Raw genomic sequence first — 23,996 nt, 5'->3', positions numbered from 1 at the left:
GGATTTTAGCAGAAGCCCGATCGAAGCCCGGTGGGTCGTGCCGGCCGTTTGCCGACGGCCTCACGTGCCGTTGGGGGAACACAATGCCGGCCAGCGGCCGGCACTACCGGGAGGCATGGCCGGGCAGGGCCCGGCGCATCCGTCAGTTGTCCAGCTCCAGCACCATCCGCACCAGGCCTTCGGCACCGGTCGGGTGCGGCACCGGCTTGAAGCCCAGCGAGGCGGCCAGCTGCTTCATCGGCTCGTTCTCGGCGGCAACGTCGCCGTACAGGCGGTCCAGGTACTTGCCGCGGCCCCACTTCACCAGCTTGCGCATCAGCTGCCGGCCCAGGCCCTGGCCGATCAGGAAGCGGCTGATCAGGATCGCGTACTCGGCTTCACGGGTACCGGGGATGATCGAGGCCCGGGCGACCGCACCGACCACTGCTTCGCCAGCAGGCAGGGATTCGGCAGCGACCAGGGTGATCTCGGTCTTGGGATTCGGGTGGGTCAGGCGCTGGGTGGTTTCCGGCGACAGCTCGGTCACCGCCTGCAGGAAACGATCACGAATTTCTTCCGGTCCGAACAGGCTGAACGCCGCTTGCAGCGGTGCGCCATCTTCCGGGCGGATGGGGCGGATCAGCAGCTCGTGGCCGCTGGGAGCCTTGAAGATCTCATGCCAGGGCGGCATGCGGTTGCGAGTGGCCATACCGGGTGATTCCTTGGTGGTCCATCGATTGTGGCATCACCGGGGCTGCATTCCGTGAACGAAAGGCTCACGGCGGTACAGCCTCGTGAAGGCCGTTATTCGGGGGCTTTGAGCCAATCCAGGCGGGTGCTGGCACCCGGTTCGCCCAGGTGCTGGCGCAGCGCCGGCAGGGCCGGGCCGACCACCCGGTCGAACTGCCAGGGCGGGTTGAGCAGCAGCATGCCACTGCCGTTGAGGCGCAGCGGCGAGTCGTCCGGGCGCACCAGGAACTCGATCGTCATCGCCGATTTCACCGGCAGGGCGGTGGCCTTGCGCAGGAAATGCAGGATGGTGCGGCGCTGCTTGATCGGGAACCAGACCGCGCAGGTGGCCTGCGGCCAGCGTGCCAGGGTCTCGGCCAGGGCGGCCAGCACCGCCTGGTACTCGGCATCCTGGGCTTCGTAGGGCGGGTCGATCAGCACCAGGCCGCGGCCGATCTTGCTGCCGTTGAACTTCGGCGGCAGCAGCGAACGCAGCAGGGCATAGCCATCGCCCGCCCGAACGTCGACGCGGCTGTCATGGGCGAACAGGGCCTTCAGCGTGGCCGTTTCGGCTTCCTGCAGCTCACAGACCGCCATGCGGTCCTGGGGGCGCATGGCCTGCGCGCTCAGCAGCGGCGAGCCCGGATAATTGGTCAGGGCGCCCACCGGGTTGTCGGCCTGTACCGCCTTCAGGTAGCGCTCGACCACCTCCGGCAGCTTGGGCTGGGCCATCAGCCGCATGATCCCGGATTCGGCCTCCAGGGTCTTGCGGCTCTCTTCGCTGGCCAGCAGGTAGCGGCCGGCACCGCCGTGGGTGTCGAGCACGAAGAACGGGCTGTCCTTGCGCTTGAAGCTGTCGATCAGGGCCAACTGCACGATGTGTTTGAGCACGTCGGCGTGGTTGCCGGCATGGAAGGCGTGGCGATAGTTCATGGGCGGCAGTGTACGGGGCGGCGGCCGCAGCGGCTATGCTGCGCGCCATGACAGCTCCTGTTGCCCATGTCCTGGTGGTCGAGGACGAAGCCGCCATCGCCGAAACCGTGCTCTATGCGCTGCGCAGCGAGGGCTATGCCGCCAGCCACTGCCTGCTGGGCGGCGAGGCCCTGCAACGGCTGCAGGCCGGGGATATCGACGTGGTGGTGCTGGACGTGGGCCTGCCCGACCTGGGCGGCTTCGAGGTCTGCAGGCGACTGCGCGCGCAGTCCGGGCCGTCGGCGCAGCTGCCGGTGATCTTCCTGACCGCCCGCAACGACGAAGTGGACCGGGTGCTCGGCCTGGAGCTGGGCGCCGACGACTACATGACCAAGCCGTTCTCGCCGCGCGAGCTGGTGGCACGGGTGCGTGCGCGCCTGCGCCGCGCGGCACCGGTCGTGGCAGCACCCGGCGCCGATGCCGGCTGGCAGGAACATGGCGCCTTTGCCATCGACCGCGAAGGCCGGCGCATCCGCTTCCGTGGCCAGGCACTGGACCTGACCCGCTACGAGTACGCGCTGCTGGAAGCGCTGCTGCAGCGCCCGGGCGCCATCCTCAGCCGTGCCCAGCTGATGGACCGTGGCTGGGACAGCAGCGCCGACAGCGCCGACCGCACCGTTGATACGCATGTAAAGACGCTGCGCGCCAAGCTGCGCGCGGCCGGTGCCAGCGAAGACCCGATCCGTACCCACCGTGGCCTTGGCTACGCGCTGGAGGTCTAGCCGATGCGCCTGGTACTGAAGCTGTTCCTGGGCTTCTTCCTGATCACCGGCATCGCGGCGTTCTTCGTGATGCGCGTGTTCGTCAACGAAGTGAAGCCCGGTGTGCGCCAGGCGATGGAATCGACCTTGGTCGATGCGGCCAACGTGCTGGCCGAAATGGCCGCCGCCGACGTCAAGGCCGGCACCATCCGCAGCGGCAGCTTCACCCGCAACCTCGCCAAGGCACGCCAGCGTGACCTGAAGGCGATGGTCTGGCGGTTCCCGAAGCGCTCGCTGGATTACCGGGTGACCATCACCGATGCCAAAGGCATCGTCATCTACGACTCGCTGGGCCGTGACCTTGGCCGCGACAATTCGCGCTGGAATGATGTCTACCGCACCCTGCGTGGCGAATACGGTGCCCGTTCCAGCCCCGAGATTCCGGGCGAGGAAGGCGATACGGTGATGCATGTGGCGGCGCCGGTATACGACCCGGCCGATGGCCGCACCCTGATCGGCGTGCTCAGCCTGGCCCAGCCCAACCGCAGCATCGATCCGTTCATCGCCGCCAGCCAGCGCGCCATCATCGAGCGCGGTGCCTGGCTCATCGGATTGTCGGCGCTGGTCGGCGTGCTGGTGACGATGTGGCTGACCACTGGCCTCGGCCAGCTCAGCCGCTATGCACGCGCGGTCAGCGCGGGCGAACCGGTGCCACCACCACGGCGCCGTCGCGACGAGATCGGCGATCTCGGCCAGGCGCTGGAAACGATGCGCCGCAAGCTCGAAGGCAAGGCCTACGTCGAGCAGTACGTGCAGTCGCTGACGCACGAGATGAAGAGCCCGCTGGCGGCGATCCGCGGTGCCGCCGAACTGCTGCAGGAGCCGCTGCCCGAAGCGGACCGCGTGCATTTCGCGCGCAGCATTGTCGATCAGCAGGAACGGCTGACCGAGACCATCGACAAGCTGCTGGCGCTGGCCGAAGTGGAACAGCACGGCTGGCTGCAGACCCGCGATCCGATCGCGCTGCAGGCATTGCTGGCCGATGCGGCCGCGGCCGCGCAGGTGCGCGCGCAGGCGGCCGGTGTGCGGGTCCACATCGGCAACGTGCCCGACCTGCGGGTGCAGGGCGACGGCTACCTGCTGCGGCAGGCGCTGCACAACCTGATCGACAACGCGATTGCCTTCTCGCCCTCCGGCGCGGAGATCGCGCTGCAGGCCGAGGTGGACGGGCAGGGCGTGCGCCTGGAGGTGGCCGACCGCGGCGCCGGCATCCCGGACTATGCGCGCGAGCGGGTGTTCGAACGCTTCTATTCGCTGGCGCGGCCCGGCAGCGGGCGGCGCAGTTCCGGCCTGGGCCTGCCATTCGTGCAGGAAGTCGCGCGCCTGCACGATGGACGCGCCAGTGTCGACGTCCGCGAGGGCGGCGGCACCGTGGCCAGCCTGTGGCTGCCATCGGGTGCGCCGGGCCAGCGCCCGCGCCGCTGACTTCACACTCGCTTCAAATTCGCCACAAACCCTGCTCACCCCAGCGGTCCATCCTGCAGCCCTCTCCAACGAGGATGGACCATGAAATCCCTGAAGATGCTGCTGAGGTTCGCCATTGTCGGCGGGCTGACCCTGCTGCTGCTGGTGCCGCTGACCATGATCCGCGGGGTCATCAACGAACGCAGCGCATACCGCGACGAGGCGTTCTCGCGGGTGGCCGACAGCCGCGCCGGTGCACAGCAGCTGGTGGGTCCGGTGCGGGTGGTGCCATGGGTGGAACGCAAGCAGGTTGAACTGGTCGACCCGCTGGGCGTCAAGAAGACCGAGATACAGGTCACCGAGGGGCACTGGCTGCAGATGCCGGCGTCGCTGGAGGTGGGCGGCGAGATGCTGCCGAGCCAGCGCGAAGTGGGCCTGTTCAAGGTACCGGTGTACAGCTGGAACGGCCAGATGAAGGCGACCTTCGCCGCAGACGACTATCCGGTGAAGGCCGGCCGCAGCTACGGCCGGCCGTATGTCGCGGTTGGTGTATCCGATGTGCGTGGCCTGGTGGGTACGCCGAACCTGCGCGTGGATGGCAAGCAGCTGCGGTTGCTGCCGGGCGTTGGCGCGGCCAGCGAGGTGGGGCGAGGCCTGCACGCACCGGTGGCCGGTTTCGCTGCGGATCAGGGCGGCACGCTGGCTGCCAGCACGGTTGAACTGGAGCTGCGCCTGGATGGCAGCCGCATGCTGTCGGTGGTGCCGTTGGGCGATGACACCCACATCGCGCTGCGTTCGAGCTGGCCGCATCCGTCGTTCAGCGGCGCGTTCCTGCCCAACGAACGCCGCGTTGATGCGCAGGGCTTCGATGCACGCTGGGCGGTGTCCTCGCTGGCCTCCGATGCCCAGCGCCAGCTGCGCAATGATGGTGCGGTCGAATCGCAGGCGGTGACGGTGTCGCTGGTCGATCCGGTCGATACCTACACCCAGGCCGACCGTGCCTCGAAATACGGCGTGCTGTTCGTGCTGCTCACCTTCGTCGGCTTCATCCTGTTCGAGCTGATCAAGTCGCTGCGTATCCACCCGTTGCAGTACCTGATGGTGGGCCTGGCGCTGGCGATCTTCTTCCTGCTGCTGATCAGCCTGTCCGAGCACATCGCGTTCTGGAAGGCCTATCTGGTCTCGGCGGTGGCCTGTATCGGCCTGCAGGCGGTGTACCTGGCCAATGTGCTGGGCCACTGGAAGCGCGGCCTCGGCTTCGCGGCGCTGCTGACCGTGCTGTATGGCGCGCTGTATGGCCTGCTGGTGTCGGAGAACAACGCGCTGCTGATGGGTTCGCTGCTGCTGTTCGTGATCCTGGCGCTGGCGATGTGGGTGACCCGCCGGGTCGACTGGTACGCGCTCGGCGCGGAACTGAAGTAAGGAGCAGGCCATGGGCTGGCGCCAGGGATTGCGGCAACGGGCACGGCAGGGCATTCCGGCCCTGTTGGAAGTGGATGCACTGCTGCAGGCACATGGCGTGCTGGCGGCCCTGCCGGGGGCGCGGATCGCCCCCGGCCTGGTCCGCTTCCAGCTGGCGGCGGTGACCTGCGAAGGTTTGCAGGCGCAGGGATTGCGCTGGCTGCAGGGCGCGCGGCAGGGACGCGGCGCGGTGGCTGGCCGGGTGCCGCGCTACCGGCCATGGAAGGCCGGGGCGGAGGCGCTGGCCGAGATCGGTATCGGTGGCCTTCTGGATGACTGGCCCGCACACGCGGCGGTGTACGGCTGCAGCAGCATCGACCGGCGGCACTGGTTGCTGCTGCTGCCGGAACGGGCACAGTTGTGGTTGGGATGGAGCGGGTGATTGGGCTGTTCATCCACGCATGGCGTGGATCTACTGTTGTGGGTGCGAACCTTGGTTCGCACGCTCCCGCCCATGACCGATGGGACGGTATCCCCGCGCCCCTGATGGCTAGACTCGACGAGTTGATGATCGAGCCGAAGGGCAGGGGTGCGATGTGTTGAAGTGGGGCATGCTGGCCGCAGCGCTGGCGATGGGTGGCAACGCTGGAGCGCAGCAGCGCGAGACGGTGGACCTGGACATGGTCAGCCGCATCCGCCAGGAGGCCTTCCACCGTTCGCAGGTGATGGACACCTTCAGCTATCTCACCGAGCGCATCGGGCCGCGCCTGACCAACTCGCCGGCCATGGGTCGCGCCAACGCCTGGACCCGCGGCAAGTTCAACGAATGGAAGCTGGACAACGTCCACGACGAGGCCTTCGACGACTTCGGGCGCGGCTGGGAGTTCACTTCGGCGAGCGTGGAGATGCTGGGCGACCGCGTGCAGCCGCTGCATGCACTGCCCAAGGCCTGGACGCCGGGCACCAACGGGCCGGTTGAAGGCGAGCTGGTCCAGGTCGAGATCAAGAAGCCCGAAGACATCGAGAAGTACCGCGGCAAGCTGCGCGGCAAGATCCTGCTGCTGGACGAGGCGCGCGAGTACAAGCGCGGCACCGAGGCGGATTCGCATCGCCACGACGCCACCTCGCTGGAAGGCCTGCAGGAGTTCACCCTGCCCAAGGACAAGGACGCCACCGCCGAGCGTGCCAAGCGGGTCAAGGAGTATCAGGAACGCCAGCAGCTGGCGACCAAGGTCAATGCGTTCTTCGTGGAAGAGGGCGCGCTGGCCTCGATCAGCATCAGCAGCTGGGACAACGGCATCATCCGGGTTGCCGGTGGTGGTTCGCGCAAGGCCGGTGAGTCGGTGGGCATCCCCGAGCTGGCGATGATCAGCGAGCACTTCAATCCGCTGGTGCGCGCGCTGGAGGCCAAGCAGACGGTGCGCCTGCGCGTGGATGTGGCAGCACGCTTCACCGATGAGGCCGACCAGCCCGGTTACAACACGCTGGCCGAGATCCGTGGCAGCAGCAAGCCCGATGAAGTGGTGATGATCGGCGCGCACCTGGATTCCTGGCACAGCGGTACCGGTGCGGCCGACAACGCGGCTGGCGTGGCGGTGATGATGGAGGCGATGCGCATCCTCAAGGCCACCGGCGCCAAGCCCAGGCGCACCATCCGCGTGGCGCTGTGGAGCGGTGAGGAACAGGGCCTGATCGGCTCGCAGGCCTATGTGGCCAAGCACTTCGGTCGTTTCCCGGAACCCACCGACCCGGCGCAGAAGGCGCTGCCGGCCTCGCTGCGCGAGCCCACCGGCGCGCTGCAGAAGACCCGCGATTACGGCAAGTTCCAGGTCTACTTCAACATGGACAACGGCTCGGGCCGCTTCCGCGGCATCTATGCGCAGGAAAACCTGGCGGCGATGCCGATCTTCGAAGCCTGGCTGGCGCCGTTCCATGACGTGGGCGCCACCACCGTGGCCACCCGCAACACCGGCAGCACCGACCACATCAGCTTCGACCGCATCGGCCTGCCGGGCTTCCAGTTCATCCAGGACCGGCTGGACTACTTCACCAATGTCCACCACAGCCACCTGGACACCTGGGACCACGCCGAACCGGAGGACCTCAAGCAGGCCGCAGCCATCGTCGCCTCGTTCGCCTACAACGCCGCGATGCGCGAGCAGCCGTTCCCGCGCAAGGTGGAACCGTAAAAGGGGACGGAGGGGATTAAGTCGTTTCTCCCCTCCGTTTCCCGGTTGCAGCGCCCCAGGCTGGGCAATCGCGACTTAATCCCCTCCGTCCCCTTTTTCCGTCGGGGGCGGAGGGCTGGTAAAATCGGGGGATTCCCGTTCCTCGAGCCGTCCATGACCTGCCGCACCCGCTTCGCCCCCAGTCCCACCGGCTACCTGCACATCGGTGGTGCCCGCACTGCGCTGTACTGCTGGCTGGAGGCCCGCCACCGTGGCGGCGAGTTCGTGCTGCGCATCGAGGACACCGACCGTGAACGCAGCACCCAGGGCGCGATCGACGCGATCCTGGAGGCGATGGAGTGGCTGGGCCTGGACTATGACGAAGGCCCCATCTACCAGACCGACCGCGTCGCCCGTTACCTGCAAGTGGCCGAACAGCTGGTGGCCGACGGCAAGGCGTATTACGCGTACGAGACCCGCGAAGAGCTGGACGCGATGCGCGAGGCCGCCATGGCCAGGCAGGAGAAGCCGCGCTACAACGGTGCCGCGCGCGAGCTGGGCCTGCCGCGCAGGGACGACCCGAACCGCGTCATCCGCTTCAAGAACCCGCTGGAAGGCACGGTGGTGTTCGACGACCTGATCAAGGGCCGCATCGAGATCGCCAACAGCGAGCTGGATGACATGGTCATCTTCCGCCCGGACGGCTACCCCACCTACAACTTCGCGGTGGTGGTGGACGACTGGGACATGGGCATCACCGAGGTCATCCGCGGCGACGACCACATCAACAACACCCCGCGCCAGATCAACCTGTACGAAGGCATCGGCGCACCGGTGCCGAAGTTCGGCCACATGCCGATGATCCTGGACGAGCAGGGCGCCAAGCTGTCCAAGCGCACCGGCGCGGCCGACGTGATGCAGTACAAGGACGCCGGCTACCTGCCGGACGCGCTGCTGAGCTACCTGGCCCGCCTGGGCTGGTCGCACGGTGACCAGGAGCTGTTCAGCCGCCAGGAACTGATCGATCTGTTCGACGTGAAGGACTGCAATTCCAAGGCCTCGCGCCTGGACATGGCCAAGCTGGGCTGGGTCAACCAGCACTTCCTGAAGACCGAGGACGTGTCCGCGATCGTGCCGCACCTGGTCTACCAGCTGCAGAAGCTGGGCCTGGACGTGGCCGCTGGCCCGGCCCCGGAGGACGTGGTGATCGCCCTGCGTGAACGCGTGCAGACCCTGAAGGAAATGGCCGAGAAGGCCGTGGTCTGGTACCAGCCGCTGACCGAGTACGACGAAGCAGCGGTGGCCAAGCACTTCAAGGCCGGTGCCGAGGTGGCGCTGGGCAAGGCCCGCGAGCTGCTGGCCGCCCTGCCGGAATGGACCGCCGAGTCGGTGGGCGTCGCCCTGCACGAGGCGGCCGCAGCGCTGGAAATCGGCATGGGCAAGGTCGCCCAGCCGCTGCGCGTGGCCATCACCGGCACCCAGGTCAGCCCTGACATTTCCCATACCGTTTACCTGGCCGGCCGCGAGCAGGCCTTGAAACGCATTGATGTGGCCATCACCAAGGTAGCAACGGCCTGAGGCATCCTTGCCAGGCCCGAACCGGAGAACACGCATGCCCGCCAAGACCGCCACTGCCTGTACCGCCCCGCACCACCACGTCCACGACGCATCGGACTTCGTGGCGGTGGTCGAGCGCGTCTCGCGCGAACGCGGGCTGCGCCTGACCCCGATCCGCGCCAACGTGCTGAAGCTGATCGCCGAGGCCGGCAAGCCGGTCAAGGCGTACGAGCTGCTGGAGTGGGTGCGCAACGGCAAGGGCGTGGGTGCTGATGCCCCGCCCACCGTGTACCGCGCGCTGGACTTCCTGATGGCCAATGGCTTCGTGCACAAGCTGGAATCGGTGAATGCCTTCGTGGCCTGCCACCATCCCAGCAGCGCCGCGCATTCGGTGCCGTTCCTGATCTGCAACAGCTGCCACAGCGCGGTGGAGCTGGAAGACCGGGAGATCGTCACCCAGCTGGAGAAGCGCGCCAAGGAGCTGGGTTTCCAGCCGCAGGCGCAGACCCTGGAAGTGCATGGCCTCTGCGCGCGCTGCGCCGGCTAACGCAACGGTAGTGCCGGCCGCTGGCCGGCATTTTGGAAACGGTGCGGCAGGGCCTGCGTCTTAGTCCATCGCCTTGGAACGGGTATCCACCCGCACGATCACCGACATGCCGGGGCGCAGCTGCGCGGCCAGCTTCTGGCCTTTGTTGATCGATATCCGCACCGGCAGCCGCTGCACCACCTTGGTGAAGTTGCCGCTGGCATTGTCCGGGCGCAGCACGCTGAATTCCGACCCGGTGGCGGGCGCGATCTCCTGCACGCGGCCCCGCAGCACCTGGCCTTGGAACGCGTCCACCGAGAACGTGGCCGGCTGGTCGATCGCCATCCCCCAGGTCTGGCCTTCCTTGTAGTTGGCCACCACCCACAGCGTGTCAGGTACCAGGAACAGCAGCTGCGAACCGGCGGCGACGTACTGGCCCACGCGTACGCTGGCTTCGCTGATCTGGCCGTCGCGCGGCGCGTGGATCACCGTGTTGGCCAGATCGATGCGCGCCAGTTCCAGCTGCGCCTGCGCGCTCTCCACCTGGGCCTCCAGGCTCTTGCGCGCTACCTGGGTCGATACCAGGGTCTCCTCGGCGATGCGGATCTGCGCCTGCGACTGCTGCACGCTGGCCTGCGCCGAAGCCTGCGCGGTGCGGAACTTGTCGCGATCGTTGATCGATACCAGCTGCTGCGCGGCCAGTTCCTCGTAGCGCTTGGTCTCGTTGCGTGAGCGTTGCAGCTCCGCCTGCCCGGCCGACAACGTGGCGCGGGCGGAGGCAATCTGCGCACGGTTCTGCGCCTGGGACTGGTCCGAGTTGGCCAGGGCCGCGCGTGCGCTGTCCAGCGTCGCCTGCGCCTGGGCGACACGCTGCGCGTAGATGCGGTCATCGATGCGCAGCAGCGGCTCGCCCTGCGTCACATGCTGGAAATCCTTCACCAGCACTTCGGTCACGTAGCCGTTCACCTGCGGCGCCATCACCGTGATCTGGCCGCGCACGTAGGCGTTGTCGGTCACCATCACGCTGCTGGTGAACGGCCACAGGTGCCAGGCGCGCAGGATCAGCGCAATGCCCAGCAGGGCCACCACGACCATCACCACCACGCTGCGCGCGCTGGGCTTGAGGTACTTCGGCGCGACAGCGGGTTCTACCGGCGTGGGGGCAGGCGCCGCGTCGGTCGGCGGCGGTGGGGTCACGTTGTCGGCGTCGTCGGGTCGGGGCGGGACGGGAGGCATGGTCGAGAACTCAGCGAGGCGCGGCCGGCGTGGCCACAGCGGGGGAAGCGGGGTGGCGCTTGCGCCATTGCTTGAGCACGGCGGTGCGCAGCGACAGCAACAGCAACCAGCACAGGAAGCCGATGGCCAACCAACCGCTCAGTGTGAACACATCATTGAAGCCGCGTACGTTGGCTTCACGGCGCGTCGTCTGCGCCAACTGCGCGCTGCCCTGCGCGCTGCGCAGCACCGGATCGGTGATCTGGGCGCTGTACAGCTGCTGTTGGATGCGCAGGCGCTGTGCCACCACCGGATCGGCCGGGTCGAGCTGGCTGGTCAGCGCGCTGGAATACAGCTGCTCGCGATGCAGCTGGAAGGTCCCCAGCACGGCCGAGCCGGCCAGGCCGCCCAGCGTCTGCGTGATCGACAGCGTCACCAGGAAGGTGATCATGTGGTCCACGCCCTGTTTCAGCGCGGCGGAAATGCCGAGCATGATCAACGGGCCCATGAACATGCCGGCACCGACCGAGGCCAGGAACTGGCTGGCGTAGAAGTCGTGCGGCCGATCCATGCTGGTGCGGTGCTGGTCGAAGAACGCGGCGGCGCCCAGCAGCAGGATCGCCATCAGCAGCTGCGGGATCAGCCGTTTGGGCCCGAAGGTCAGTGCAGTGCCGGCGATACCGGTGATCACGCCGGCAAGAATCACCACGAACAGCGGCCGCAACTGATCAGGGCCCATGCCGAGCGTGCGCATCAGGTTGACCACGCCGTAGGACTGCTCGGTGGTCAGGAAGCGGATCAGGAAGGCGCCGACGATGAAATGCAGTACGGGCAGGCTGGCCAGCCAGCGTGTCTGCAGCAGCGGATTGCGCCGGTAGTGCTCGATGATGAAGGCGGTGGTGGACAGCACGATCGAGGCGACCAGGGCCCAGCCCAGCCACGGCGTGTTAAGCCACCAGCGGGTGTAGCCCTGCGCCAGCACGATCACCAGCAGCGCGACGGCCGGTGCGAGCAGGGCAAAGGTGAGGAAGTCCAGCGGTTCGAAGGCCTTCACCTGGATGCCGGGCGGCAGCTTCAGCACCACCACTGCCGCGAACGCGCACAGTGCCAGCCCGGCTTCGAATGAGTAGAGCTGATGCCATTGGCCGGTATCGACCAGGCCTGGTGAAACGATCCAGGCGATCGGCACCGCCAGCTGCGAGAGGCCGACGCCGACCACCAGCAGGTTGCCGGTAAAGCGGCGCGGCAGCGCCTGCAGCATGTACAGCGTGCCCAGTGTCGAACAGGCCGCACCCGCGAAGCCGCTGGCGGCGCGGGTCAGCATCGTGGTCTCGAAGCTGCCGACGAACAGGTGCAGTACCGCCAGCGCTGCGTACAGGCCCAGCCCGATCTCTGCGAACAGGCGGATGCCGTACTGCTGGCGGAACTTGAAGGCCAGCAGGTTGGCGGTGACATTCACCATGGCATAGGCGGCCACCAGCCAGCTGCCCTGGGTCGGGGTCAGCGCCAGCTGGCCCTGCAGGAACGGCAGGTTGGCGGTGACCAGCGCATTGCCGAGGCCGCCGGTGATCGCCACCAGCAGTGATACCAGCGCATAGGCCGCGCGCCGATACGGCGGGTGCCAGGGCATCGATGCCGAACCGGGCATGGTCGGCTTTTCGTGCTCCTCCCAATCCGGAACCGGCTTCAGATACGGCTGGACCATCAACGGGCCTCGCTGGCAGCTCCCTGGAGACCCCCACGCAGCAGCTGCAGGGCGCGCCCGGCCAACTGGGCGCGCTCGTCGCGGGTCTTGCCGCGCAGGGCCGCACCCAGCATGCCCGAGATCAGTGAAATATCCGTCTTTTCCAGGTCGGCACGGCACAGCCCGGCGGCCTTGGCGCGCGCGATCGGTTCCTCCAGCAGGTCGCGCACGGTCTCGCGCGCGGCGCGCATGGACGGCACGTCCGAATCGACCGCACGCCAGTAATCGGCCAATGCCGGCGAATCAATGATGCGCTGGGCCATGCCCTCGAACACCTCGAACAGGGCGTCGTCGCGGTCACCGAGCTGCTCGACCTGGCGCCGGATGCGGTCGACCGTGCGCTGCAGCAGCGCCTGGATCAGCGCGGTGCGGTCGGGGAAGTTGCGGTACAGGGTGGCGCGGCCTACCTGGGCGCGTTCGACCACCAGGTCCAGCGGGGCGGTGACACCGTGTTGGCCGAACACATGATCGGCGGCGTCGAGGATGAGGGCACGGCGGGCGGCGGCATCGGCACGTTGGGCAGTCATGGAATTATTTTCGGACAAAAATGTCCGATTGGCGAGACATTGGGTGACGGGATTGTCCGCTTGTTGTGGTACGCACATCTTTGTGACGAATGTGTGATGGCTTGGGTCGAAATGAAAACGGGGGCCCGAAGGCCCCCGTGGAATGGCGTGGGGGTCAGAGCCCTTTCCTTCGAAAAGGGCTCCGACCCCGCCGTGCGCGATCAGAAGAACGCGCGGATGCCGAATGCGACACCACGGCCTGGCAGCGGCGAGTAGTCGCGCAGCAGCGAGGTATGCGGGCGCACTTCGCGGTTGGTCAGGTTGCTGCCATCCAGGAACACCTCGTAGCTGTTGCTGGCGTTGCGATCCCAGCGGTAGGCCAGGTGCGCGTCGACCAGGGTGTAGCCGTCGCTCGGGGCTTCGTTCTGGGCGACGTCCTTCTGGCGGCTGTAGCGCACCGCACCGACCGAGGCGCGCCAGCCGTCCTTCGACCAGCGCAGGTCGGCGCCGACGCGGGCCGGTGCGATACGCGGCAGATAGCCGGTGTTGGCCAGTTCCACCGTGTAGTTGTGGTTGTGGTCGCCATGCGGCACGGCGATGTCCAGGTTGCGGCTGCCGCTGCCATCCAGCTTGGCCCTCACGTAGTCGCCGTACAGGCGCAGATCCCAGTCACCGGCGCCGCCCTCGAACAGGTGCACCAGCGCTTCGGCCTCGGCACCGCGGAACACCGCGTCCTGCTGCGTCCAGGCGCGGACCGGCAGGCCCTCGGTGATGCCGGTGTCGGCCAGGTAGATGAAGTCCTTGAACCTGGTCTGGTAGACCGACGCGGAGAAGTCCAGGCGCTCGCTGTGGGTGTGGATACCCAGTTCCACGCGCTGGCCGCGCTCGGTCTTCAGGTTGGCGTCGCCGATTTCCAGCGAACGGGTGGCGATGTGCGCGCCGGCGGCATACAGCTCTTCGTTGGTCGGTGCACGCTCGGAGCTGTCCACGCCGATGCGCAGGTCAACGGCATCGTTGAGCTTCCAGATACCAGCGGCAGACAGGTTGGTGGCGCCGAACGTGCGGCGGCGGTAGTCACCGCTCGGGTCCAGCTTGACCTGATCGTGGCGGCCGCCCAGTTCCAGCTTGAACGGGCCGAACTGCTTTTCCTGCAGCACGAACAGGCCGATGTTCTTCGTGCCGGTATCCGGAACGAACGCCTCTTCGCCCTTGGCACCGAAATCACTGTTGCCGAACTGCAGGCCGAAGGCGCCGTCCCAGCCGCCGATCTGCTGCTGCACCGCTTCCAGGCGCGCTTCGATGCCGCGGTTGGTGAAGCGGGTCGACGGCGTACCGGCTTCCAGCTCCACGTGTTCGTAGTCGGTGTAGGCCACGCGTGCGTTGATGTTCTTCAGGAACGAGACCGGGTTGTAGATGCCGGCCTTGGTCTCGAAGCGGTTCTGCACCATGTCGATGCGCACGTCGTGCTCGTCGCCGCCTTCCTCTTCGTCGCCATGGTCGTGACCGTGGTCATGGCCATGATCGTCACCATCGGCGTGCACGTGCGCGCCATTGGGAATGCCGTAGTTGGTGCGGTAGGTACTGGCCGATACGCCGAAGTAGCCGCCGTCGCCCAGCCACGTTGCGCCGACGCCACCGGCGCGGGTGCGGATCGAGCTGTTGTCGAGGCGGCCGCGGCGCGGCTCTTCGCCTTCCTCGCCCGCATGATCATGGTTGTGGTCGTCGTGGTGGTCTTCCAGGCTGTCGATCACCGCGTAGCCGGGAATGCGGTAGTCGTCGCCATTGCGGACCAGGCCATCCACATGGAGCACGACGTTGCCGCTGACGCCATCGAGGCGGAACATGCCGCTGCGCTCGTTGTTCACCGAATTGCCGCGCAGTTCGGCACGACCGCTGAGCGGCCGCTCCGGCAGCTCGCGCGCGATGCGCCCGTCGACCACATTGACCGCACCACCAATGGCGCCGCTGCCGAACAGCAGCGTGGCTGGGCCCTTCAGTACTTCGATCTGGTCGGCCAGGAACGGTTCGATGCTGGTGGCGTGGTCGGCGCTGACCGTGGAGGCATCCATGTTCCCCATGCCGTTGGACAGCACGGCCACGCGCGGGCCTTCCTGGCCACGGATGATCGGGCGGCCGACGCCGGGGCCGAAGAAGGTGCTCTGCACGCCGGGCAGCTTGGCCACGGTATCGCCGAGGGTGCCGGCCTTCTGCTCGTCCAGGCGTTCACCGGCCAGCACCTCCACCGGGCGCGCCAGCGATTCGGCATCACCCTGCAATGGCGACGCGGTGACCTGCACCGACGACAGCTCGGTCAGGTGGCGGTCACGATGGGCGGTGTCCTGGCCGGCTGCAAAGGCGACGGACGGCAGCAGGGCGGCGAGCGCCAGGGCCAGGGAATGCGGCTTGAGCCGTGGGGTATGGGCGGGCATGGACGGGTCCTTTGTTACAATGTATCAATCGCGGGGCGCACGAATCCCGTCGATGGGACAGGGGGGAGGGAAACCGTGCGGGTCGGAGAGGGATGTTATATTATTCCATAACGATTCGCCGACCCTGCTGGAAGTCATGTCCCTGTCCTCACGCCTGCGCCACCTGCTCGACCGTTTCGGCGCCACTGGTTCGATGCTGTGCGCGGTGCACTGCGCGGTGATCCCGGTGCTGCTGGCCGCAGCGCCTTCATTGGGGCTGTCGTTCTGGCTGAGCGACGGCGTGGAACAGGCGCTGGTGGTGTTCGTGACCCTGCTGGGGTTGTTCAGCCTGGTCTGGGGCTACCGCCGGCACGGTGCGCTGCGTGCGCTGGGCTTCCTGATTCCCGGTCTGGTCGCATTGTGGGCCGGCGTGCTGTATGACCCGCTGCACCACAATGCGGTGCCGCACGCGGTGGTGATGACCATCGGTGGCCTGCTGGTGGGTGTGGCCCATCTGGTCAACCTGCGCCTCAACCACGGTCACGTGCACGACGCCAGCTGCGCGCACTAGGCGCTCCGTGATAGGATTTTCGATCGTGCGCGGGGGCGCCCAGCAAGGCGGCCCCGCCGAACCCGTGTCAGTACGGGGTAACCAGATTTCACATTTGAGGAGTTGAAGACATGGGTAAGGGTGACCGCAAGACCGCCAAGGGCAAGCGCTACAACGCCAGCTATGGCAACGCCCGTTCGCACACCGCCAGCAAGGTCGCCGTAGGCGCCGCCGCTCCGGTTGCCAAGAAGACCGTGGCCAAGGCTCCGGCGAAGAAGGCTGTGGCGAAGAAGGCCGTCGCCAAGGCCTGATCCGGTCGAACGACCGGTTCAATGAAAAACGCGGCGCCTGGCGCCGCGTTTTTTTTTTATGCCTGTCCGGTGAGCCGAGCGTGGGTTCGGCTCTACAACCGCATCAGCGCAGTGTCTTCTTCAGCGTTTCCGGATTGCCATCGTTCGGCGCGGCCGGTACCTGCAGCAGGTGGGCCAGCAGCGGATAGACATCGACGTTGTCGAAGCCATCGATCACCAGGCCCTGGCGGAACGACGGGCCGCCGGCCACGAACACTGCGCGCATGGAAGGCAGTGCGTTGTCGTAGCCATGCGAACCTCGATCCTGCTTCGCACGCTTGGCGATCTTCTCCTGGTGCAGGGCATCCCAGCCTTCATCCATGACACAGACGATGGCCGGAACCCGCGGATGCGTGCCGTAGTGCCAGCGTGCCGGCAGGTTCTCCTTCTTCCAGCATTCGTAGTGCGCGTGGCGTCCGAGCAGGGCGCGTTCGGCTTCCGCTTCGCGGCCGGCGACCGGCGCAAAACCCACTGACTGGCCTTGGCTGATATTGCGTGCGATGGCCGGGTCGGCCATCGACTCGGTGGCGATCACGTTGCCGTCGGCGACGCTGGCCATGCCGTGGTCGGAGACGACGATCACGTTGGTGGTCTTGGCTAGATCGCGCTGCTGCAGCCCGTCGAGCACCTGGCCGACGATCTGGTCGGCGCGCACGATGGCGTCGGCGTACTCCTTCGACCCGGGGCCGTAGTTGTGGCCGGCCTTGTCCACGTGTTCCATGTACAGCGTGGTGAGGCGCGGTGCATCAGCATCGGTCTGTGCCAGCCAGTCGAGCACGATGCCGGCCCGCTGCTCCAGCGGTTCCTTGCCGTCGTATACGCGCCACTTGCTGGGGCGCACGCCGCGGATTTCAGACTCACTGCCCGGCCACGCCGTGGTGGCCGAACGTACGCCAGCGTTCTCGGCACTGACCCAGATCGGTTCGCCACCCCACCAGCCGCTGGTGGTGACCGCGTCGCGGTTGCTCAGTTCGAAACGGCCCAAGGTTGCATCGTCCATGCTGTTGTTGACGATGCCGTGGTGGTCCGGACGCAGGCCGGTGACGATGGTGTAGTGGTTGGGGAAGGTCAGCGACGGATAGGACGGCGTCATCCAGCGTGCACGCACGCCGCCGTCGATCAGTCGCTGCAGGTTCGGAGTGAGCCCACGGTCCAGCGCATCGGCGCGCAGGCCGTCGATGGAGATCAGCAGCAGCTTCGGAGGCGAAGCCGCAGCGGCGGAACCGGGAACGGAGGCGGAAGGGGCGGGCGCGGTGGTGCAGGCGGCCAATGGCAGCAGCAGCGCCAGCGCGCAGGTCAGGCGTACGGAAGTCATCCACGCATGATAAGCCCGCGCAATGACGCGCCCAAGACACGGCGCGCTATCGCGCCCCGTGTCCGCGCATTTTTCCTTATCGCCGCGCCTGTCGGCGCGCCCCCTTCAACAGGAAGGGGGGGCTTTTCTCCAGACATGTCCCTGATGCTTCCATCCACGCATGGCGTGGATCTACCGTGTCGACCAAGGTCGACACCTACCAACAGTTGCGCAGAATGACGTCCGGACAGATCGCCGGAACCTGTCGAAGCTGGGTGGGTCCGGTTGCAGGGGCGTGAGCGCCATGGATGGCGCGACCGAGCTTACAGGGACGTACTTGCAGCGTCCCCTGCAACTGAACCCACCCTGCCTCCCCGCAGGAAGCCCGCTGTTGCTGTTGCTGTTGCTCTAGCCTCTGCGGGTGCCGGGCGCAGCCCGGCCAGCCCTCTCAGGCGAACAGCGGGGCCTGGCGTTGTTCCAGCCGCAGCAGTGCCGCCTTGGTTTCCAGCCCGCCGCCGAAACCGGTCAATGCGCCGTTGCTGCCGATCACGCGATGGCAGGGCAGGATGATCGGCAGCGGATTGCGCCCGTTGGCCGCGCCGACCGCGCGGGTCGCACTGGGCTGGCCGAGGTGCTGCGCCAGCTGCAGGTAACTCCAGGTCTGGCCGAACGGAATCAGTGCCAGCGCCTGCCACACCCGCAGCTGGAACGGCGTGCCACGTGGCGCCAGCACAAGGTCGAAGCTGCTGCGTTCGCCGTGCAGGAACTGCAGCAGCTGTTCGCGCGCTTCCGGCAGCGCATCCGGTGCGTAGTGCCAGTCGTCGCGTCCGCGTGCCGGATGGCGGTTTTCCGGGAACAGCACATGTGACAGGCCACGCTCATCACCGGCGATGGTCAGCACGCCGATGGGGCTGTCGAAGCGATCAAACAACAGGGTCATGTCGGTTCTCCAACGAACGTGCCGGACAGGTGCCACAGGTGCAGCACGGCGTAGGCGCGCCACGGGCGCCACGGTTGCGAGCGCGCTTCAGTTGCACGTTCGCTCAGGCGCTGGCCCTGTGCGTGGCCGAGCACCTGCTGCAGCACCAGGTCGCCGGCGGGGAAGGCGTCGGGCTGGCCGAGCCCGCGCAGGGCGATGTACTGCGCGGTCCACGGGCCGATGCCGGGCAATGCCACGCAGCGCGCAACAAAGTCTTCCAGGGCCTGCCCGGGTCCGAAGTCGAGCTGGCCGCTGGCACATGCAGCGGCCAGCGCACGCACCGTGGCGGCGCGGCTGCGCGGCAGGCCGATCGATTCCAGCGGCGCCTCGGCCAGCACCTCGGGCGCTGGGAACTGGCGATCGAACTCGGACGGCATGCCCGGCAGATGCGCCCCATACGCATCCACCAGACGCCGCGCAAAGGTGGTGGCGGCGGCGACGCTGACCTGCTGGCCGAGCACGGCGCGTACGCCGACCTCGAAGCCATCCCAGCCGCCCGGAACGCGCAGCCCCGGGCGTTCGGCGATGCCGCGTGCCAGCAAGGGTTCTTCGCCCAGCGCGGCGTGCACCTGTTGCAGGTCGGCGTCCAGATCGAACACACGACGCACACGGCGCACGATGTCGGGGATCAGGCGCGGGTCGACCGCACCCAGCTGCAGACGCAGTTCCGGGCGCTTCGGGTCGGCGGTGACGCGCAGCAGGGTGGGGCGCTCGGGTGTGCCGAGCACGCGCTGGTAGCTGTCTTCGCCGATCAGTTCGATGCCAGGCAGGCTGCGCTTGCGCAGGAAGGCCAGCATGCGCGGGAAGTCCAACGGTGGGCGGTACACGAGCCGCAGTACCAGGCCGCCGTCATCGGCGGCCAGCGGCTGGTGCTGGCGACGCAGCGCCGTCGGTGCCATGCCGCAGCCCTGCAGGAAGGCGGTATTGAAGCGGCGCAGACTGTTGTAGCCGGCGGCCAGCGCAACATCGGTCACCGGCAGCGTGGTTTCGGTCAGCAGTTGCTTGGCCAGCAGCAGGCGGTGGGTGGCATGGATCTGTCCGGGTGTTGCGCCGAGATGTTCGACGAACAGGCGCTGCAGCTGGCGCGCGCTGAGGCCGATCTTCTGCGCGAGGTCTGCAACGGGCTGCTCCTGCAGGAAGCCGCCGTGGATGATGGCGAGGGCGCGCTGCACGGTTTGCCCGGCCAGTGCCTGCTGGGCCTGCGGTGCCAGTTCGGGGCGGCAGCGCAGGCACGGCCTGTAGCCGGCAGCAGCGGCCGCGGCAGCGGTCGGATAGTAGGTGATGTTGCGTGGCTTCGGCGGCGGCGCCGGGCAGACGGGGCGGCAATAGATGCCGGTGCTGCGCACGGCGGTGAAGAAAACGCCGTCGAAGCGTGCGTCACGGGCCAGGCGGGCGCGGTCGCAGGCGGCGGTGTCGAGGGCGAGGTCGGTGTCCATGGCGCCAGTCTAGGCGTGTGCGGGTAGGGATACTCGCCACATTCGGACATGGATGCTGAAGGGGGTCAGGCCGGGCTGCGCCCTGCCCCCGTGGTAGTGCCGGCCGCTGGCCGGCAACGGCAACAGCAGAAGCTGGTTTCCTGCGGCAGGGCGGGGTGGGTCCGGTTGCAGGGGACGCTGCAAGTACCCCTCCGGGGCCCGGCCCAGCCGCTGGCGGCTGTGCGTTCGGGCGCTTGCGAAGCAGTGCTTCGCAAGCAAAGCGCCCTCACCCATGTAGCTCGGTCGCCGCTTGCTCGTGTGCGCTGTCCTGCGCACACGGCAAGACCGGGGTTGGGCGTCCTGCCCAACCCGCCCGAGGCATGCCTCGGGCCCATGGCGCTCACGCCCCTGCAACCGGACCCACCCCGCCTTCGAGAGGTTCCTGCGACATGTCTTGCGGGCGTTCTGCGCTGCTGTTGGTGGGTGTCGACCTTGGTCGACACGCTTTTCCCAAGGGTCAGAAGGGGTTCAGTGCCACGCGCTGAATGCGTGCCCCGGACGGGTAGACTGTGGCTCTTGCTCACGTGAAGACCGGTTGCCCGATGTCCGCCAAACTCCGCTGGTTGCCCCTGTTGTGCCTTGCCCTGGCGGGCTGCAGCCAGCTGGAGAATCCGGGCAATGTCACCGCCGCCGACAAGGCCGCGCGGGCGCCGGCCAGCGATGGTGAGAACATGGTGTCGATCAATGCCGCCGATGCACCACCACCGCCGGCGCCGCCGCGCAGCCGGGCGGATCGGCCGTGGCCGCAGGCGCAGTTGGAGAATGGCCGCGCCTGGGTCAGCTGCAGTACCGAGTACGCCGGTGAGGCGGGCGATGGCGTCGAGCTGGAGGGCCTGCAGCGCGAACAGATCACCCAGGCACTGGCGCCGTGCGCCGAGCGCGGCCTGATGCGTGTGCGTTACGCCGGCAAGATCAATCCGGGCTTCGCCGAGATGATGTGGCGACTGGCCGTGGTCGCTGACGAGCAGAAGATCCACAAGCGCATCCTCGACTTGGATTCCAGCGGCGGCCAGGTGGAATCGGCGATTGTCGCCGGCGACAGCATCGGTGAATCGGGCTGGACGATCTGGGTGCGCGAGGGCTCGATCTGCCACAGTGCCTGCGTGTTCGTGCTGGCTGCCGGTGACAACCGCCTGCTGTCGGGCAAGGTCGGCATCCACCGCATGATGCGGATCAGCTCCAAGGCCACCTCGCGCGCGGAACTCAACCGCGAGCTGCACGAGGTCTACGACAACGTGAAGGACTACCTGCAGCGCAACGGCGTGGCGGTGGGTGTGGCCGACCTGATGATGACCGTGCCCAACCGCAGCCTGCGCCTGCTTACGCAGGATGAGCTGCGCCAGTACGGCCTGGACGGCACCAACGCGGTGCAGGACGATCTGGAACGGATCAAGCAGATGCGGGCCTGTGGTGACGACTTCGTGCAACGCAAGGACGCGTTCCTGATTGCCTTCGACCAGCAGTGCAAGCGCGAAGGCGCCGACATGGAATCGATCAACAGCTGCGGCCAGGCACTGAAGCAGCGCTTCGGTTTCCCGGATGCGGTGTGCCCGGAAGAAAGCCCACTGTCGGAGATCGATGTGGCAACGCTGCCACCGGCACCGTCGGAGCCGCCGCCGGTGGCCGAACAGGCGCCAGTGAACACCGCCGCCCCCGCCGCGCAGGCTGATGCGGTAGCGGTGGAGGGCAACGCCCCGGCACGCTGACGGCATAGTCACCGCGCTGGCGTAGACTGCGGTTCTCTCCAGAAAACCGGCGGTGTCCATGAAGCGCGTGCTCCTGCTGCTGTCCCTGCTGCCCCTGACCGCATTGGCGCAGGCACCTGCGCCGGCCACGCCTGCACCGGCTCCGGCACGCCCGGCCCCGGCCTCGCCAGCGGCTGCGAAGCCAGCCACCGCCGGTGCTCCGGCGTTGACCGCTGCACAGCAGGCCCAGGTGCAGAAACAGGATGCCGAGATGGGCGCTGCTGCACTGAAAGCCGCACAGCTGGTCGATGCCAACCGCGCCGGCGAACTGTGGGATGGCGCCTCCGCCGTCGCGCGCCGTGCAGTACCGAAGGCCGCATTCGTCAGCCAGCTGACCACCGAGCGCACGCGCCTGGGTGCGCTGGCTGGGCGTGGCCAGCCCACCATCACCCGGGTCAAGTACAGCGCAGGTGCCGCAGTGCCGGAAGGGCTGTACATCAACGTCAGTTTCCCGACCCGTTTCGCCAACAGCGCGCAGCCGGTGCGCGAGCTGGTCTCGTTCCGTTTCGACGAGGACCAGGTGTGGCGTCTGGCCGGTTACAGCCTGCGTGCGTCGGCACCCTGAGGAGATGAATGATGGCAACTGAATTGACGATGCTGGCCTGGTCGGTCCTGCTCGGCTTCGTTTACATCTTCGCCACCTCCACCGTGGTCACCCGCGAGCGCGGGATGAAGTGGAATGCCTCGGCACGCGATGGCGACGCAAAGCCGGTCAGCCCACTGGCCGGGCGCCTGCAGCGTGCGCAGGCCAATTTCCTGGAGACGTTCCCGTTCTTCGCCGCCGCCGCCATCGCGGTGGTCGTGGCCGGTCGCGGCAACGACACCACTGCACTGGCGGCGCAGGCCTACTTCTGGGCGCGTGTGGTCTATCTGCCCCTGTACGCCGCAGGCGTGCCCTACGTGCGCAGCCTGGTGTGGCTGGTGTCGCTGCTGTCGATCCTGGCGCTGGTGTTCGCACTTCTGTAAGTCGGCCTGATCCAGATCAAGGCCGCTCAGGTGCGCGGCGCTATGCTGGCGCGGACTGAATCAACGGCAGGAGGCGCGCATGCGCAGGATGGACGTGGTGGTGGTCGGCGCCGGACCGGCAGGTCTGTGCTTCGCGCGCGCGCTGGCCGGCAGCGGGCTGCAGGTCGGGCTGGTCGAAGTGCAACCGCGCCAGGCCCTGGCCGAGGCCGCCTTCGATGGCAGGGAGATCGCGTTGACCCATGCCTCGCGGCAGAGCATGGAGCAATTGGGTCTGTGGCAGCGCCTGCCGCAGGCCGAAGTCGCTGAACTGCGCGATGCCAAGGTGATGAACGGCGGCTCGCCGTTCGCGCTGACCTTCGCCAGCAGTCAGGTCGACGGCCAGCCGCTGGGCTGGCTGGTACCCAACCATCTGATCCGCCGTGCCGCATGGGATGCGGTGCAGGGCCAGGACGGCGTGGAACTGTTCGACGGGCGCAAGGTGCAGGGCGTGCAAGCCGATGCGCAGGGCCACGTTGTCAAACTCGATGACGGCAGCCAACTGCATGCGCGGCTGCTGGTGGCCGCTGACAGCCGCTTCTCCGCCACCCGCCGCATGCTCGGCATCGGTGCGCAGATGCGCGACTTCGGCAAGTCGATGCTGGTGTGCCGCATGCAGGTCGAGCGCGACCATCGCCACACTGCCTGGGAATGGTTCGGCTACGGCCGCACGATGGCGCTGCTGCCGCTCAACGAGGGCCAGGCCTCGGCGGTGATCACGCTGCCGCCGCGGCAGATCGACGCGCTGCTGGCGATGGACGAGGTGGCCTTCGGCGAGGCCATCAGTGCTTGCTTCGAACATCGGCTGGGTCGGATGCAGCCGGTGGCCACGCCGCAGGCGTATCCGCTGGTAGGTGTGTACGCGCACCGTTTTGTTGGCGAGCGTTCGGCGCTGATCGGCGATGCCGCCGTCGGCATGCACCCGGTCACCGCGCATGGCTTCAACCTGGGCCTGGCCAGCGCACAGCGGCTGGCGCAGGGCATCGTCGCGCAGCAGCGTCGCGGTGCCGACATTGCCGCCGCCGGCATGCTGGCCAGCTACCAGCGGGGTCACCGGCTGGCGTCGCGGCCGCTGTACGAGGCCACCAATGCGATCGCCAGCCTGTACACCGACGATCGCCGCCCGGCGCGACTGCTGCGGGCGGCCGGCCTGCGCCTGGCGCAGGGCGTGGCACCGTTCAGGCAGCTGATTGCCTCGCACCTGACCCAGCGCGTAGCCTGAACAGCCTCA

General features: G+C 67.7%; 22 protein-coding genes. 13 read left to right on the top strand and 9 right to left on the bottom strand.

The features are described 5' to 3' along the window. Positions 1–142: 142 nt before the first annotated feature. A complete protein-coding gene (locus AC5P9F_RS01440; RefSeq protein ID WP_004150340.1) occupies positions 143–688 on the bottom strand; it encodes a GNAT family N-acetyltransferase in 546 nt (181 codons plus the stop codon). Positions 689–783: 95 nt separating this feature from the next. After that, positions 784–1,641, bottom strand: a complete 858-nt coding sequence (locus tag AC5P9F_RS01435; RefSeq protein ID WP_109814381.1) for a 23S rRNA (adenine(2030)-N(6))-methyltransferase RlmJ — start codon at positions 1,639–1,641, stop codon at positions 784–786. A 35-nt stretch (positions 1,642–1,676) separates the two neighbouring features. Between AC5P9F_RS01435 and creB the strand changes: the two genes are divergently transcribed. The 7 genes from creB (at position 1,677) to AC5P9F_RS01400 (ending at position 9,518) form a co-directional block, all read left to right on the top strand. Next, positions 1,677–2,402, top strand: a complete 726-nt coding sequence (gene creB, locus AC5P9F_RS01430) for a two-component system response regulator CreB (RefSeq protein ID WP_114618496.1) — start codon at positions 1,677–1,679, stop codon at positions 2,400–2,402. A 3-nt stretch (positions 2,403–2,405) separates the two neighbouring features. Next, positions 2,406–3,866 carry a two-component system sensor histidine kinase CreC gene (gene creC, locus AC5P9F_RS01425; protein ID WP_114618495.1) on the top strand — a complete coding sequence of 487 codons (1,461 nt, stop codon included), beginning with the start codon at positions 2,406–2,408 and terminating at the stop codon, positions 3,864–3,866. Between the two features lie 81 nt (positions 3,867–3,947). Next, positions 3,948–5,267, top strand: a complete 1,320-nt coding sequence (creD, locus tag AC5P9F_RS01420; RefSeq protein ID WP_308680274.1) for a cell envelope integrity protein CreD — start codon at positions 3,948–3,950, stop codon at positions 5,265–5,267. Between the two features lie 10 nt (positions 5,268–5,277). Continuing rightward, positions 5,278–5,688, top strand: a complete 411-nt coding sequence (locus AC5P9F_RS01415; RefSeq protein ID WP_111173828.1) for a hypothetical protein — start codon at positions 5,278–5,280, stop codon at positions 5,686–5,688. A gap of 169 nt (positions 5,689–5,857) precedes the next feature. After that, positions 5,858–7,435 carry a M20/M25/M40 family metallo-hydrolase gene (locus AC5P9F_RS01410; RefSeq protein ID WP_274850115.1) on the top strand — a complete coding sequence of 526 codons (1,578 nt, stop codon included), beginning with the start codon at positions 5,858–5,860 and terminating at the stop codon, positions 7,433–7,435. A gap of 153 nt (positions 7,436–7,588) precedes the next feature. Beyond that, complete coding sequence (gene gltX, locus AC5P9F_RS01405; protein WP_076739585.1) at positions 7,589–8,992, top strand: glutamate--tRNA ligase; 1,404 nt, start codon at positions 7,589–7,591, stop codon at positions 8,990–8,992. Between the two features lie 34 nt (positions 8,993–9,026). Continuing rightward, on the top strand, positions 9,027–9,518 hold the full coding sequence (locus AC5P9F_RS01400; protein WP_004150412.1) for a Fur family transcriptional regulator: 492 nt from the start codon (positions 9,027–9,029) through the stop codon (positions 9,516–9,518). 60 nt (positions 9,519–9,578) lie between these two features. On the opposite strand, the gene AC5P9F_RS01395 is transcribed toward AC5P9F_RS01400, so the two are convergent. From AC5P9F_RS01395 to AC5P9F_RS01380, 4 genes are all read right to left on the bottom strand, one after another. After that, entirely contained in the window at positions 9,579–10,733 is a 1,155-nt protein-coding gene (locus tag AC5P9F_RS01395) for an HlyD family secretion protein (protein WP_099523291.1), read from the bottom strand. A gap of 10 nt (positions 10,734–10,743) precedes the next feature. Further along, the gene (locus tag AC5P9F_RS01390; protein WP_076739891.1) at positions 10,744–12,417 is read right to left on the bottom strand and encodes an MFS transporter; all 1,674 of its coding nucleotides are present in this window, start codon (positions 12,415–12,417) and stop codon (positions 10,744–10,746) included. After that, entirely contained in the window at positions 12,417–12,983 is a 567-nt protein-coding gene (locus AC5P9F_RS01385; protein WP_019659167.1) for a TetR/AcrR family transcriptional regulator, read from the bottom strand. The genes AC5P9F_RS01390 and AC5P9F_RS01385 overlap by 1 nt, the downstream gene beginning before the upstream one ends. 200 nt (positions 12,984–13,183) lie before the next feature. Beyond that, positions 13,184–15,391, bottom strand: coding sequence for a TonB-dependent receptor (locus AC5P9F_RS01380; RefSeq protein WP_274850116.1), 2,208 nt, complete (start codon positions 15,389–15,391; stop codon positions 13,184–13,186). Positions 15,392–15,527: 136 nt separating this feature from the next. On the opposite strand from AC5P9F_RS01380, the gene AC5P9F_RS01375 reads away from it, so the two are divergent. Next, the gene (locus AC5P9F_RS01375; protein ID WP_008264835.1) at positions 15,528–15,941 is read left to right on the top strand and encodes a MerC domain-containing protein; all 414 of its coding nucleotides are present in this window, start codon (positions 15,528–15,530) and stop codon (positions 15,939–15,941) included. A gap of 110 nt (positions 15,942–16,051) precedes the next feature. Beyond that, a complete protein-coding gene (locus AC5P9F_RS01370; protein ID WP_004150462.1) occupies positions 16,052–16,231 on the top strand; it encodes a 30S ribosomal protein THX in 180 nt (59 codons plus the stop codon). Between the two features lie 103 nt (positions 16,232–16,334). Here the strand turns inward: AC5P9F_RS01370 and AC5P9F_RS01365 are convergent, their stop codons facing one another. The 3 genes from AC5P9F_RS01365 to AC5P9F_RS01355 form a co-directional block, all read right to left on the bottom strand. Next, positions 16,335–17,585: an alkaline phosphatase family protein gene (locus AC5P9F_RS01365; protein WP_062607475.1), complete on the bottom strand. Its 1,251-nt coding sequence runs from the start codon at positions 17,583–17,585 to the stop codon at positions 16,335–16,337. Between the two features lie 427 nt (positions 17,586–18,012). Then, positions 18,013–18,504, bottom strand: coding sequence for a methylated-DNA--[protein]-cysteine S-methyltransferase (locus AC5P9F_RS01360; RefSeq protein ID WP_021202265.1), 492 nt, complete (start codon positions 18,502–18,504; stop codon positions 18,013–18,015). Then, positions 18,501–19,979: a DNA-3-methyladenine glycosylase 2 gene (locus AC5P9F_RS01355; protein WP_114618493.1), complete on the bottom strand. Its 1,479-nt coding sequence runs from the start codon at positions 19,977–19,979 to the stop codon at positions 18,501–18,503. Before AC5P9F_RS01355 ends, AC5P9F_RS01360 begins: the two co-directional genes overlap by 4 nt. A 581-nt stretch (positions 19,980–20,560) precedes the next feature. Between AC5P9F_RS01355 and AC5P9F_RS01350 the strand changes: the two genes are divergently transcribed. The 4 genes from AC5P9F_RS01350 to ubiM all read left to right on the top strand — a co-directional run bounded on the left by AC5P9F_RS01350 (position 20,561) and on the right by ubiM (position 23,987). After that, a complete protein-coding gene (locus tag AC5P9F_RS01350; RefSeq protein WP_308680280.1) occupies positions 20,561–21,724 on the top strand; it encodes a COG3904 family protein in 1,164 nt (387 codons plus the stop codon). A gap of 58 nt (positions 21,725–21,782) precedes the next feature. Continuing rightward, positions 21,783–22,328, top strand: coding sequence for a DUF4019 domain-containing protein (locus tag AC5P9F_RS01345; protein WP_005408699.1), 546 nt, complete (start codon positions 21,783–21,785; stop codon positions 22,326–22,328). A gap of 11 nt (positions 22,329–22,339) precedes the next feature. Next, complete coding sequence (locus AC5P9F_RS01340) at positions 22,340–22,729, top strand: MAPEG family protein (RefSeq protein ID WP_005412709.1); 390 nt, start codon at positions 22,340–22,342, stop codon at positions 22,727–22,729. 79 nt (positions 22,730–22,808) lie between these two features. After that, entirely contained in the window at positions 22,809–23,987 is a 1,179-nt protein-coding gene (gene ubiM / locus AC5P9F_RS01335) for a 5-demethoxyubiquinol-8 5-hydroxylase UbiM (protein ID WP_043034836.1), read from the top strand. Positions 23,988–23,996 lie beyond the last annotated feature (9 nt).

This window comes from Stenotrophomonas sp. YJH_SMC_4 (assembly GCF_059371575.1).
The sequence above is the reverse complement of the archived record's forward strand: the minus strand, read 5'-3'. Positions and strand labels throughout refer to the sequence as shown.

Bases quoted from the DNA above. Each gene is read 5' to 3' on its own strand.
- AC5P9F_RS01440 (WP_004150340.1), bottom strand. From the start codon at position 688: ATGGCCACTCGCAACCGCATGCCGCCCTGGCATGAGATCTTCAAGGCT.
- AC5P9F_RS01435 (WP_109814381.1), bottom strand. From the start codon at position 1,641: ATGAACTATCGCCACGCCTTCCATGCCGGCAACCACGCCGACGTGCTC.
- creB (WP_114618496.1), top strand. From the start codon at position 1,677: ATGCTGCGCGCCATGACAGCTCCTGTTGCCCATGTCCTGGTGGTCGAG.
- creC (WP_114618495.1), top strand. From the start codon at position 2,406: ATGCGCCTGGTACTGAAGCTGTTCCTGGGCTTCTTCCTGATCACCGGC.
- creD (WP_308680274.1), top strand. From the start codon at position 3,948: ATGAAATCCCTGAAGATGCTGCTGAGGTTCGCCATTGTCGGCGGGCTG.
- AC5P9F_RS01415 (WP_111173828.1), top strand. From the start codon at position 5,278: ATGGGCTGGCGCCAGGGATTGCGGCAACGGGCACGGCAGGGCATTCCG.
- AC5P9F_RS01410 (WP_274850115.1), top strand. From the start codon at position 5,858: ATGCTGGCCGCAGCGCTGGCGATGGGTGGCAACGCTGGAGCGCAGCAG.
- gltX (WP_076739585.1), top strand. From the start codon at position 7,589: ATGACCTGCCGCACCCGCTTCGCCCCCAGTCCCACCGGCTACCTGCAC.
- AC5P9F_RS01400 (WP_004150412.1), top strand. From the start codon at position 9,027: ATGCCCGCCAAGACCGCCACTGCCTGTACCGCCCCGCACCACCACGTC.
- AC5P9F_RS01395 (WP_099523291.1), bottom strand. From the start codon at position 10,733: ATGCCTCCCGTCCCGCCCCGACCCGACGACGCCGACAACGTGACCCCA.
- AC5P9F_RS01390 (WP_076739891.1), bottom strand. From the start codon at position 12,417: ATGGTCCAGCCGTATCTGAAGCCGGTTCCGGATTGGGAGGAGCACGAA.
- AC5P9F_RS01385 (WP_019659167.1), bottom strand. From the start codon at position 12,983: ATGACTGCCCAACGTGCCGATGCCGCCGCCCGCCGTGCCCTCATCCTC.
- AC5P9F_RS01380 (WP_274850116.1), bottom strand. From the start codon at position 15,391: ATGCCCGCCCATACCCCACGGCTCAAGCCGCATTCCCTGGCCCTGGCG.
- AC5P9F_RS01375 (WP_008264835.1), top strand. From the start codon at position 15,528: ATGTCCCTGTCCTCACGCCTGCGCCACCTGCTCGACCGTTTCGGCGCC.
- AC5P9F_RS01370 (WP_004150462.1), top strand. From the start codon at position 16,052: ATGGGTAAGGGTGACCGCAAGACCGCCAAGGGCAAGCGCTACAACGCC.
- AC5P9F_RS01365 (WP_062607475.1), bottom strand. From the start codon at position 17,585: ATGACTTCCGTACGCCTGACCTGCGCGCTGGCGCTGCTGCTGCCATTG.
- AC5P9F_RS01360 (WP_021202265.1), bottom strand. From the start codon at position 18,504: ATGACCCTGTTGTTTGATCGCTTCGACAGCCCCATCGGCGTGCTGACC.
- AC5P9F_RS01355 (WP_114618493.1), bottom strand. From the start codon at position 19,979: ATGGACACCGACCTCGCCCTCGACACCGCCGCCTGCGACCGCGCCCGC.
- AC5P9F_RS01350 (WP_308680280.1), top strand. From the start codon at position 20,561: ATGTCCGCCAAACTCCGCTGGTTGCCCCTGTTGTGCCTTGCCCTGGCG.
- AC5P9F_RS01345 (WP_005408699.1), top strand. From the start codon at position 21,783: ATGAAGCGCGTGCTCCTGCTGCTGTCCCTGCTGCCCCTGACCGCATTG.
- AC5P9F_RS01340 (WP_005412709.1), top strand. From the start codon at position 22,340: ATGGCAACTGAATTGACGATGCTGGCCTGGTCGGTCCTGCTCGGCTTC.
- ubiM (WP_043034836.1), top strand. From the start codon at position 22,809: ATGCGCAGGATGGACGTGGTGGTGGTCGGCGCCGGACCGGCAGGTCTG.